Source organism: Methanosaeta sp. UBA458, from assembly GCF_002496085.1.
Lineage (GTDB): Archaea > Halobacteriota > Methanosarcinia > Methanotrichales > Methanotrichaceae > Methanothrix > Methanothrix soehngenii.
In genome coordinates, this window is record NZ_DAIK01000034.1 from 1 (window position 1) to 12,376 (window position 12,376).

Genomic DNA, 12,376 nt, shown 5'->3' on the forward strand with positions numbered 1-12,376 from the left:
AGCGGGGTGCGCTGTTTGACTATAAAAACAGGTCATTTCAGGATAAGGACTATAATTAGCATAAAACTTATAATTTGGTATGCAAACATTTTGCAGGAATAAAGATTAAATAGACGAAATTCGGATTGTTTATTTTATATTGCTAGGACTGAACTTTGCAGATTCTAGCCCTATCCACAAAAACCTGCATGTCTTCAGCCCCCGGTTTGAACAGATGTGATACTCGAATATGACTAAGAATTGAATGAGAGGTTTAAATCGTGATAAATCGAGCCGTTATCTGGACTCTGATAGCCTTCATCTCCTTCGCAGGCATAGCCTTAGGTGGATATGATCTATCCGGAAGCGAAAAAGCAGAGAGCCTTAGCACTTCCAGCTCCGCCTTGCAGGGAATTGAGGCTGGCGCCGGCGCTCTTGCCGGTGCAGAGATACCACAAATGACTGCCACCGCAGCAGGAACTGAGCAAGCCTTCTCTACCACACAGACACCGACAAACACTGAGCTGTTGACGCTCCTGCCCTTTGATGCCGAAGCCAGCCAATCCACGCACGTCTTCTTCAAAGGGAGCTATTTGGGATGGAACGGATTTGAAGTTCAATATCCCCGCGCCTCTCCCGGCCTATGGATTGAAAGATCGGTGAGCTGGTCTTGGTACGCCACTATGCCTCTGGGCAGCTGGGCACGGGAGCTTCTCTATGTGCCGACAGCTTCTCCGATCTCCATATTTGAGATTTATCCCAGCGGATATGTAATGAAGCACGACCTGGGATCAGTCCCGCCGGGATACTACTATATCTGGTATTATGCGGACACTCCGGGCAGGCATCTAAGCTTATTCGCATTAAGCAACAGTGTTAGCAATGCTGTGACCATCGACGTGTATGGCATTTACCATCAGAAGGTAACCCCCACCGACCCTAAGAAGGAATGCGAGAAGAACTCCTACTGCCATTGGGTGAATGGCCAGTGCCTTTGCACTATGCCAGATCCTGTTGATCCGGAAAAGGAGAAGTGCGAGCAGAAATCCTACTGTGATTGGGTGAACGGCCAGTGTCTCTGCACTATGCCAGATCCTGTTGATCCGGAAAAGGAGAAGTGTGAGCAGAAATCCTACTGTGATTGGGTGAACGGCCAGTGCCTTTGCACTATGCCGGATCCCGTTGATCCGGAAAAGGAGAAGTGCGAGCAGAAACCCTACTGCGATTGGGTGAACGGCCAGTGTCTCTGCCGCGGCTTAAACCCCATACCTGAACCCTCTCCCGAACCCGATGAGGCTACGATCTGTCAGCAGAACCCCTATTGCAATTGGGTAAATGGTCAGTGCTTTTGCACAGGATTAAGAGACTCTAGCAGCGGTGGTTTATTAGGGAATTCTGCGGAGGCTCAGACTCAGATTTAGACAATCCTTATATCTTTTTTTTGCCACTGCATATTATTCCATGTAAAGGAGGCATTGACAGAAACTATAAATCTTCCGGCGTACTTCATTAGTCTTGGCCGCCCAGGATGTATTCCCGGGTTTTTGATTTCGGTAGGACCCAGTCCCGATCGCGGGCTTAAATAGGAGGCATGTGGGGAATGCTGAGAGAACTGGATGATAAGAGAGGCGAACTCGGACAGAAGTCCCTTGGCCTCAAGGATGGACCGAGGGAGCAAAACGCTGAGGCTAGCAAGTGGGCCGCCAGGCGAAATGAGCTCAACCAGGCCACTGAACAGCTGATCGATACGGCACAGGATTTCAAGAAGCTGCGGGACGAATGCAATAAGAATGTGGCACAGTCCAAAAGGAAGCGGGATGAGTGCAATGAGTTGGTCAGCCAGCTCTATCAAAAGATCGACTCAATCCGAAAACAGCACAGCAACCACCGCGCCGGTGAGCGGTCCATAACCGACCTGCGCCGGGAGATAGATTATCTGGAGTTCCGGCAACAGACTGAGGTCTTAAGCCCGGACAAAGAGAAGCAACTGGTCAACAAAATTGCTGCCCTGCAGGCGGAGTTCAATGGAAGAAAAGAGGAGCTTGAGAAGACAGAGGAGATGAAAAAGCTGCTGGATGAAGCGCAATCCTTGAGAGACCAGGCATCCAGCTACCACGATAAAGTGATCAACTTCGCTGAAATGGCCCAGGAATGCCACGATCAGATGATCAGCAACTTCAAAGAGGCCGATCAGACTCGGGCCGAAGCCGATGCCGCTCAAAGGGAGTTCTTGAAGGCTCTGCAATGAAGAGTCCTCACAAATGTCCTATTCAAAGGATCTCTGAGCTGGAGAGCATTGTAGGCAGGCTAAGTCCTGTGCAGAAGATGCTTTTAGGGACCGATGGGTCCGTGACCAGCCTTCTGGAGATTCTCACCGGAAGTCCCATCGAGATCGAAACGTTAGCACAAGAGATCATCCCTGCAGACCAAGCGGTGGCAAAAGAGCTGAACCTGAATCCCGGAGAAGATGTCAACTATCGGGTGGTGAAGCTGAAGAAGGCAGGGACAGGCGAAACTCTCATTTATGCTGTATCTCACACGCCTCTAAAAAGGCTGGAGGATAGCTTTCGGGACGACCTAACCCGAGCAGATATTCCAATTGGAGTCATCCTGAAAAAGCACAAAATCGAGTCCAGACGAGAAATTAACAGTGCAGGATTCCTGCAGGCCGACAGGAAGCTGGGCCAGATCTTCAACATCTTTCCAAAGGAGCTAGTGCTCCAGCGCAATTATAAAATCATCCGGCAAGGAGAACCGCTGATAGCTATTGAGGAGACGTTCCCCTACAACAGTTTTCAGGATGCCAATAGAGTGGTGATAGAGACTCCAGCCAGGATCCATTTGACTCTGACCGATCTGACTGGCACATCCGGCCGCGTGGATGGTGGAGCAGGAATCACACTGGACGAGCCAGGGATCCTGCTTGAAGCGGAGAGAAGCAATGAACTCCTGGTCACGGGAGAAAATGCCGACCGGGCTAAGGCTGCCGCCCAGGCAGTAATGGAACGCTTTGGCCTGGGAGGAGCGCGGCTGACCTTGAGAGAGAATTATAAAATGCATGTGGGCCTGGGCAGGGGAACGCAGCTTGGCATTGCAGCAGGAAAAGCGATCTGCGAGCTTTATCATAAGGAGGTTGGCGTGCGGGAGATCGCCAGGACCATCAACCGCGGCGGAACAAGCGGGATCGGGACAGCGGCCTTCGATATGGGCGGCTTTATAATCGATGGAGGGCACACCTTTGGACCGGGCAGAGAGAAGACGGATTTCAGGCCTTCGTCTGTCTCATCAGGCATTCGCCCGGCGAGAGCGACAGCTCGCCACGATTTTCCCCAGGACTGGAATATACTGCTCGCAATACCCGAGGTTCCCAGGGGCGCTCATGGCCAGCAGGAGGCGGATATCTTCAAAAAGTACTGCCCATTGCCTCCAGCCGAAGTTCATGAGCTCTGCTACCAGATCCTTGTGAGGATACTGCCTTCTGTGGTGGAAGAGGATCTGGATGAGTTTGGAGCGGCGATAAACCGGATTCAAGAGATCGGATTCAAGAGGATCGAGATAATGCTCCAGCATCCCCTGGTGCGCAGCCTGATGGAAGAGATGAGAGCAGCGGGATCTGCTTGCGCCGGCCTCAGCTCCTTTGGGCCGACGGTTTATGCCATCACCGATACCCAGACAAGAGACATCGAGTCCGCAGCTCATGATGTAATGAGATCTGTGGGAGGAGAGGTCATGATCACAAGAGCCCGAAATGAAGGGGCTCGGATCAGGGCGCTCCAATGATTCTATTCACGACTGATCTCCGCCTGAGCCCATCCGGCTCAGATGGTTCCGTCTATGATATCTATCTGCCATTCTTGGGCCCTCTAAAAAAATCTGACTAAACAAAAAAAATAAATCCTTCTGCGTGCTAATAACGAACAATGGATTCAGATCAGGCCGCAATTTTTATTATCATATCCATTGCTTTTGCCTTTTTCATCTGGGGGCGATGGCGCTACGACCTGGTTGCCATGATGGCACTGCTCACATCGGTCATTGCAGGCGTCGTGCCCTGGAGCCAGGCGTTTTCCGGTTTTGCTCATCCTGCCGTTATTACCGTAGCGGCTGTGCTTATAATCAGCCGTTGTTTTCTGGAATCCGACTTAATTGAATTCATCTTCCGGCATATCTCGAAGTCGAACCGCTCAGTCAATAGTCAGGCTCTCTCCCTGACCGGTCTGGTGGCCCTCCTCTCAGGATTCATGAACAACGTGGGTGCCCTGGCCCTTCTTATGCCTTTAAGCATCCGCATCTCTCGCTCCGGCGGCAGCTCGCCATCCCTCTACCTTATGACCCTGGCCTTCGGCTCGCTTCTGGGCGGCCTGATCACCCTCATTGGAACTCCTCCTAACATCATCATCTCCACTTTCAGGGCAGATAATCTTGGACAGCCATTCACTATGTTCGATTTTACGCCCGTCGGCCTGGGAGTAGCATTCGTCGGCCTGGTCTTCATTTCATTGATAGGATGGAGGCTAACCCCCATACGCCAGGGGCAGGCCTCCGGGGAAGAGGAATTTGAGGTTGAAAACTACTATACCGAGGTGAGAATCCCCCAGACTTCGATGACATCGGGCAAGAGCATCCATGAGCTTTTGTCTGCAGCAGGATCTGATATCCAGCTCCTGGGACTATGGAGAGAACAGCAATGCTTGCCGGATTTGAATGGTAGTGAGGCTCTCTTGCCGGATGACATTCTGATCATCAAGACCAACGTCGATGCCCTGGACAAATTGCTCAAATCCGCCAATCTTGAGCTGGTGGGCTCAAAGGAGGCAGGAGCGATTCAGTCAGAGAGGATCGGCTTGATGGAGGTAGTGGTGATGAACAGCTCCCTTCTGGCAGGAAAATCCGCAAACAGCATCTGCATGCGTCGGCACTATGGTGTCAATCTGATCGCTGTGGCCGGCCACGACTCCAAAAGCCTGAAGCGCCTGAGCCAGATCATTTTTCATCCAGGGGATGTTCTGCTCCTGCAGGGCTCAGCGGATTCCCTGCCTGGAATTGTGGAACTGTTGGGTTGCCTGCCGCTGGCAGAGCGCAGCCTAAAGCTGGGCCAGGCAAAAAATATGATTCTGCCTTTGGTCATCTTTGCTCTTGCCATCATCGGCTCAGCTTTGGGCCTGCTTCCCGTGGAGGTTGCTTTTGTCGGCGCGGCAACGGTCATGGTCCTGATTGGAATCCTGACTTTGCAGGAGGCTTATGAGAGCATAGACTGGTCGATCATCATTCTCCTGGGAGCAATGATTCCCGTCAGCCAGGCTCTGGAGAGCAGCGGAGGAGCGGAGCTGCTTGCCGGGAACCTGCTGCAGGTCTTTGGCCAGTTTCCCGCAGCGGTCATTTTGACTGTCCTGCTGGTCTGGACAATGGTCCTCACAAATGTGGTGAACAATGCAGCGGCAGCCGTCCTCATGGCTCCAATCGCCTATGACACGGCCCTGGTCATCGGTGCGTCTCCCGATCCTTTTTTGATGACGATAGCCATTGGCGCTTCATGCGCTTTCCTGACCCCGATAGGCCACCAGTCCAACACTCTAGTGATGGGGCCAGGGGGCTATAAGTTCGGCGACTACTGGCATATGGGCCTGCCGCTATCTATTATCGTCACCGCGGTGGCAATTCCCTTGATATTATGGTTCTGGCCGTTGTTCTAATAAGAACGGTATCCAGTATCCGGCGCAGTCTAAGAACAGGTCGACAGGAACTTCTGGCTCAAGACAGAGATTTATTAGCTAGAAAATATCTGACCTGTATTCGGAGTATCCTGAAGCAATTAAAAATTTATTTAGTATTTGATTATGCGATCGAAAATATCTTATATTCAAACGGTTTGAATAATGTGTCTCCGGATAGGTGCCTGTTTATGAACTGCAGAATTGCCAGCAACGAGGTATTAAGCTTGATATCCGATATCCAGGATAGGCTTAATGACCTTAAAAAATGGGATTTTAGCGATAAAAGCAATTCAGAAGAGATTCTGTACGATCCCTTGAGACAGGCAAAGGCGGTCTTTGATTCACTGCTTGCCAATGATTCAGCAAATGCCCAGAATAATGAATCCCCCCTGGGATTGCAGCCCCATCTAAAAGATGAAAAGCCCAAATCCTTTCAATCTGCAGAACAGGACCCTGAAGAGAATACCATGGCTCCTGCCAGCGACAATCGTCCCTTGCCATTTATGCTCGTGCACATCAGCTCGGATCAGCGCTACCTTTTCGTCAACCAATCCTACGCCAACTGGTTGGGCCTTGATAGCTCAGAGATGGTGGGCCGGCATATCTCCGATATCCTGCCCGAGGAGATATACCGGACATATCTTCCTCTCATCCAGCGGGTCCTCTCAGGTGAGGAGGTGATCTCCTGCATAACCTTCCCCTCAGGAGATCGTCTGAAGTATCAGGACATAACCCTGATACCCCAGCTTGACGAATCCGGCTCTACCATAGCATATTTTGCCGTTATCAAGGATATAACCGATCATAAGCTTAACGACGATGAGCTTCGCAGATCGAAGATGGAGCTGGAGGAAAGAGTCGCCTGGAGGACGAAGGAGCTCGAGCTAGCAAACTCAGCTCTCGAGAGATCAAGAGACTATCTGGATATGATAATCAACTCTATCAGCGATCCGATATTTGTCATAAACAGAGAACATCGTCTGGTGCTCGTCAATGCCGCTTTTTGCAGGCTCATGAGCCTCCCTAAAGAGGATCTCTTAGGCGAGGAGGTGCACGATTTCTGCTTCTCCAGGGAGATGGCAGACGACCACTGGCAGAGAAACGAAGAGGTCTTTAACAGCCGCAGGGAGACTGTAGTTGAGGAAATCCATTCCTATTCTCCAGGTGCTCCAGCCACTGTTCTCATCAAGAGGATACCCATCATTGATTCCGATGGAAAATGGCTTATTGTGGGCATAATAAGAGATATCACCGATATAAAGAAGGCCCAAGAGAGGATACGCTTCCAAGCCGATCTTTTAGAGCAGGTCCATAACACTGTGATCGCAACAGACCTGGAAGGGAATATAATCTACTGGAATAAGTCTGCAGAGACCCTCCTGGGCTGGAAGTCGGAGGAGGCTATGGGCAAGAATATCGCTGAGACCGTAGTGCCGGAATGGGGACTTGACAAGATGAACAGGGTGATCTCAGACCTTATCAAAGACAGAGGCAACTGGGATGGAGAGTTCTACTTCAAGAAGAAGGATGGCAGCACTGTGCCCTTCCATCAGTGCTTTAGCAGCATAAGAGATGGCCGGGGAGAGCTCATCGGTCTGGTGGGGGTGGCTGTGGATTTGACCGAAAGAAAGCATATAGAGGAGGCACTGAAAAAAGCAAAGAGGGAGGCAGAAGAGGCAGCCAGAGTCAAATCGGATTTCTTAGCCAACATGTCCCATGAGATCAGAACCCCCATGAACGCCATAATAGGAATGACCAGCCTCCTTTTGGAGGAGCCGCTGACGCCAGAACAAAGAGACTGCATCGAGGTAATTGAGACCAACGGCGACGCCCTCTTAACAGTGATCAATGATATCCTCGACTTCTCCAAGATGGAAAACAATAAGACCGTTCTGGAGGAGTGTCAGTTCGCTATTGCTCAGTGTGTTGAAGATTCCCTGGATCTGGTGGGGATCAATGCCGCTAATAAAGGCCTAAACCTGGCTTATTCAATCGACAAAAGCGTTCCTGAAATGATCGTAGGCGACCCTTCCAAGCTCAAACAGGTGCTGGGAAACCTGCTCTCCAATGCAGTCAAGTTCACGGATAAGGGCGAGGTCGTGGTCACAGTCTCAGCTCAGGAGGTCGATGGCGATAATGTGATTCAATTCGAGGTTCGGGACACGGGGATAGGCATTCCACAGAATCGCATGAAGCTTCTATTCCTTCCTTTCAGCCAGATGGAGCCGTCGACCTCCAGGCTGTATGGAGGGACGGGCCTGGGACTGGCGATATCCAAGAGGCTGGTGGAGATGATGAAGGGAAGAATCTGGGCGGAGTCCAGTGAGGGTACAGGCTCCAGTTTCCATTTCACCATCAGAGCGCCTGCAGTGAAACTAAAGTTCGATTCGCCGGCAGCAACATCCCAGATGATAGGCAGAAGGGTTGTGATAATCGTGGATAACGAGACCACCCGGCGTATCCTGTGCAAACAGATCTGTGATTGGGGCATGATTCCGCTTACTACCTCATCTGCTTGGGAGGCAATCCAGTGCATTCAGCGGGGCGGTGTTGATATCGCTATACTGGACACGGATCTTTTGGACAATAGCGGCCGGGAACTGGCCGAGGAGATCCAAAGATGCATGAGGACCATGCCTCTGCTCCTGCTTACCACCCTGGGAAAGCAGGTGCCTGACGGTTATTCTCATCTGACCAAACCACTCAAACCAACTCAGCTGCATAGAGCATTGTCTGACATCCTTCCCAACAGCTCTGAAAAAGAGATAAGAAAAGAACCTGTCAAAAAAGAAAAACCTCAGATCAGCCCTCTGAGAATACTCCTGGCCGAGGATGATATGCCAAGCCAGTGGGTGGCCCAGAAGATGCTGAAAAGACTGGGATATAGGGCGGATACAGCATGTAACGGATCAGAGGTCCTTTTGGCTTTGGAGCAGCACGATTTCGATGTAGTACTTATGGACTGGAGGATGCCGGAGATGGACGGTCTGGAGGCTACGCGCATCATCCGCCAGCGCTGGCCTAAGAGCCAACTGAAGATCATAGCTCTCACCGCCTATGCCCTGCCTGGTGACATGGAAAAATGCCTTGAAGCAGGAATGGACGGATATATCAGCAAACCACTTCGAAAAGAGGATCTGGCTCGGGAGCTGGAGAAATATCAGAGAGATTCGACGTCGGTGTGATGATAATGATTAATAGCAATCAGCTCATAAGTCAATTTTAAATGAATTGCTTTCCCAGGCCGAATATAGTTATAAGCAGATGCATAGAGTTTGATCACTGCCGCTATGACGGGAGCATGATAACGAGCGATTTTGTAGCAGCTCTCAAGCCTCATGCCCACTTCATCCCGGTATGCGCGGAAATGGAGATAGGCCTTGGAGTTCCCAGAAGCTCTATTCGGATTGTGTCTGTTAAGGGAGAGCTCAGGCTCATCCAACCGGCCACCGGTCTGGATGTGACCGATAGGATGGTATCGTTCTCCAGGAGCTTCCTTTGTTCGCTATCTGGAATTGATGGATTCATTCTGAAGTTCCGCTCGCCATCCTGCAGCATGAAGGATATCAAGGTTTACTCCAGCCCGGACGGTCCAAGCACTGCAACCAAAGCAGCTGGCTTTTTCGGAGGAGCTGTGGTCAAGAGTTTTCCAGATCTGGCCATTGAGGATGAGGGAAGGCTGAGAAACAACAATCTCAGAGAGCATTTTCTGACCAGGATCTTCACCTTGGCCGCCTACAGAGAGGTGGAAAGAGAGGTCAATATGGCAAAGCTCATTCGCTTTCATTCCACCAACAAGCTGTTGCTGGCAGCACACAGCCAGAAGGAGGCGAAGGTCCTGGGAAATATAGTGGCCAACCGGGAGGGAAAGGATATTTCAAAGCTCCTGGGAGAGTACCATGAGCATCTGGCAATGGCATTGATGAGGCCTCCCAGGTACACTTCCAAAGCCAATGTGCTCATGCACTCCCTGGGATACTTCTCCCATGAGCTATCCTCTGCCGAGAAAGCCTTCTTTCTGCAGAGCATTGAGAAGTACAAGCAGAAGAAGCTTCCGTTCAGCGCACCGCTCTCCATCCTGCAGAGCTGGATTGCCCGCTTCGATGAGGAGTATTTGAAGGAGCAGACCTTTTTCGAGCCCTTTCCAGAGAAACTGATAGAGCTCTGCCGGGACACTCAATGCGAATGGGCGGGAGCAGATCTATTTGAAGGGAGAAAAGCGGGCAGAGCTGATTAAATTGATCCAACTGGCTCTTCGCTGTATCGAGTGGGTAGCGGGATAATTAACACTGGTGGTTTACGGAATACGGAATAAAACCGCAGAGGCGCAGAGCGCACGGAGGACGAACGAACGGAGACGACTATTCGCTCAGAAATATGCTATTTTTTCAAGTGCTGGTAATAAGGCAAATTTTCACGTCTCTGCGAACTCTGCGGTTAATATTCGTAGCTGAATATTCAAACACATGGTAGTTACGGAAAAAAACCTCAGAGTCACAGAGCGCACAGAGGATCATGAAAAAATGTCGAATTCCTGTGAATAGCGCACGAACCCACACCAAATAGCGAGGAGCCATCCAACTTTATTAGCTCTCATTGCTATTCCCTTTCATCATTCCCATCCCATCATCATCCCATCTTCCGGAGATATCGCTCTTCCGAACGATCACCCTTCAGAGACGATCACCTTTCCAGAGCCGCTGACCATCTGGCTGACATTCCTGGGATTGCCCTTATAGTAAACGCTTCCGCTGCCGCTTATCAGGGCATTCAGCTCATCCATGGCGTTTACCTGAGCCATTCCAGAGCCGCTGATGGTTACATCAGACCGGTCTGTCATAAGATCATAGCCGTGCATCGTCCCCGAGCCGCTGATCATAATATCGCTGTCTTTTGTCACGCCCTTCAAGAGGGCATCGCCCGAGCCCGATATTGTCGCCCGAAGATCCTGGCAGAGGATGTTCAGTTCCATGCTTCCCGAGCCGCTCATGCCAAGGCTGAGAGCATCAGATTCTATAGGGGACCGGCTGATGATCCTCCCAGAGCCGCTGATGCTTATGCTCTCCAGCACTGGGGTGGAGGCGAAGATCTTGATGGGCTCATGGGGATTTATGCAGTCCGCCCTTTGATATATGGTGAGCTTTCCGCCAGAAACATCGGTTTTCATATATTGAATGATATTATCCTCTGCCTCAATTCTCAAATGCTTCTCCTCCTGGACGAGATAGACATCACCGATTCCCGCCAGGTCGATGCTGCTGAAGTCGTCAACCGTCCTGTTCTCAAAAGCATAACTTCCTGATCCCTGAATGCAGCCGGGCATAATGCAGCCGCTGATAAAAACCAAAAGGACTATGCTTATTGCGCTTATGAGGATGATCTGCTCGATCAATGGTTTCATCATTGCACCTGATCCAGACGAATATGCGTCTATTCTTTATTCAGAGCACTAAATAATACATTAGAGAAGCTGCTACTGGAAGGACGATGTTATCGTTGACCTTTAAGGGGAGCGATTCAATGATGCTGGACAGGAGCACAATGGCTAGGGTCCCTACAGTCGGCAGCACCATAAATGCACCCATAGCCCCTGCGGCAAAGCCAACAGTTCCCTCAAAGGTCTTGCTCTCATTCCAGGGCAGCTTATGTCTGCCATAGCTGCTTCCCATAAATGTGGCAAGGCCGTCGCCCATAGCCAGTATGATGATAACAGCGATCGCTGCCGCTGGATGGTCCCTCAAAAGGCCCAGGGCAAAGAGGACTCCAAGGGCATTGTAAAGCGCTCCCTCACCCGGGATCTCTCCCTCCCGGCCCACGTTTTCCACCCATTCCTTCATCCCTGGTACCTTAATCCCGGATGCGATCAGATGAATGAGCAGGATCTCTGTGCATGTCAATAAGAGGACAAAGATCGATGTCGTCCGGATGCCAAAAATCCAGATCAAAAGGCATGTAGCCAGGTTGGAAGCAATATGCAGAGCTTTTCTCGCCCGCTCATCATCTCTGTTTTTTGCCTTCCTCTCCCGGAAGACTATTGCCTCGGCAACGGCATATCCCAGGCCGGCGATGGCAACAACCAGCCCCAGGTCCAGCCACCACATCTCTTTCCCTGATACCTGGTAGCTGCCGAAGATAAGTCCCACGAAATACAATACGGGAAATATCAGATTTCCCAGGAGGGGAAACAGGATCGAGAACCAGCCACTGAGTATCTCAATCCGGGTGCTTCCCCCTACACCTATGAAGACCTCCATGGCAGTGGCTATCAACATTGCAGCGATGATGCTGACGAGGAGGAGCTTGAAGCGCTCGGTCGAGGTTGGATTGGAATGGGACAAGGGCTCTCCTGATCGATAGCAACCATGTAGCTGATCGATATCGGGCAATTGACCCGGAGGTATATAAAAGAATGGTGTGCTTCATTGCCGCCTGATAAGGGATTATTAAATCAGAGTGAATCAGGATAAATCAGTATCAAAGAGCTATGCCGGTTCAATTCGATCCCCGTTTAGGTCCGACAGTATTCCCCTTCCAGCCAGAATTCCCGTTGCCGCTGCGCTCACTATCCCCCTAGACAGGCCCGCGCCGTCTCCTGCCACATATAGCCCTTTCAGAGAGCTCTGGAAGCTGCCATCCACCTCGATCTTCCGGGCATAGAACTTGATCTCGGGAGCATATACTAG

The 12,376-nt window shown here is 50.9% G+C and carries 8 protein-coding genes and 1 pseudogene; 6 read left to right on the forward strand and 3 right to left on the reverse strand.

Features of this window, described 5'->3' with window-relative positions:
• The first annotated feature begins 260 nt into the window (after nt 1-260).
• From BP822_RS02010 to BP822_RS02035, 6 genes are all read left to right on the forward strand, one after another.
• Nucleotides 261-1,400, forward strand: a complete 1,140-nt coding sequence (locus BP822_RS02010) for a hypothetical protein (protein WP_013719867.1) — start codon at nt 261-263, stop codon at nt 1,398-1,400.
• A gap of 179 nt (nt 1,401-1,579) precedes the next feature.
• A complete protein-coding gene (locus tag BP822_RS02015; protein ID WP_273271633.1) occupies nt 1,580-2,227 on the forward strand; it encodes a coiled-coil protein in 648 nt (215 codons plus the stop codon).
• On the forward strand, nt 2,224-3,759 hold the full coding sequence (locus BP822_RS02020) for a beta-ribofuranosylaminobenzene 5'-phosphate synthase (protein ID WP_273278347.1): 1,536 nt from the start codon (nt 2,224-2,226) through the stop codon (nt 3,757-3,759). The genes BP822_RS02015 and BP822_RS02020 overlap by 4 nt, the downstream gene beginning before the upstream one ends.
• A gap of 140 nt (nt 3,760-3,899) precedes the next feature.
• Complete coding sequence (locus BP822_RS02025) at nt 3,900-5,672, forward strand: SLC13 family permease (RefSeq protein WP_013719870.1); 1,773 nt, start codon at nt 3,900-3,902, stop codon at nt 5,670-5,672.
• A gap of 209 nt (nt 5,673-5,881) precedes the next feature.
• Nucleotides 5,882-8,878 carry a PAS domain-containing hybrid sensor histidine kinase/response regulator gene (locus tag BP822_RS02030; protein ID WP_286877610.1) on the forward strand — a complete coding sequence of 999 codons (2,997 nt, stop codon included), beginning with the start codon at nt 5,882-5,884 and terminating at the stop codon, nt 8,876-8,878.
• 41 nt (nt 8,879-8,919) lie between these two features.
• Nucleotides 8,920-9,930, forward strand: a complete 1,011-nt coding sequence (locus tag BP822_RS02035; RefSeq protein WP_286877611.1) for a YbgA family protein — start codon at nt 8,920-8,922, stop codon at nt 9,928-9,930.
• A gap of 429 nt (nt 9,931-10,359) precedes the next feature.
• Here the strand turns inward: BP822_RS02035 and BP822_RS02040 are convergent, their stop codons facing one another.
• The 3 genes and pseudogenes from BP822_RS02040 to BP822_RS02050 form a co-directional block, all read right to left on the reverse strand.
• Entirely contained in the window at nt 10,360-11,094 is a 735-nt protein-coding gene (locus BP822_RS02040; protein ID WP_048132323.1) for a head GIN domain-containing protein, read from the reverse strand.
• A gap of 40 nt (nt 11,095-11,134) precedes the next feature.
• Complete coding sequence (locus tag BP822_RS02045; RefSeq protein ID WP_013719874.1) at nt 11,135-12,031, reverse strand: diacylglycerol/polyprenol kinase family protein; 897 nt, start codon at nt 12,029-12,031, stop codon at nt 11,135-11,137.
• A gap of 144 nt (nt 12,032-12,175) precedes the next feature.
• A pseudogene (locus tag BP822_RS02050) lies at nt 12,176-12,376 on the reverse strand (FAD-dependent oxidoreductase); the annotation flags it as partial.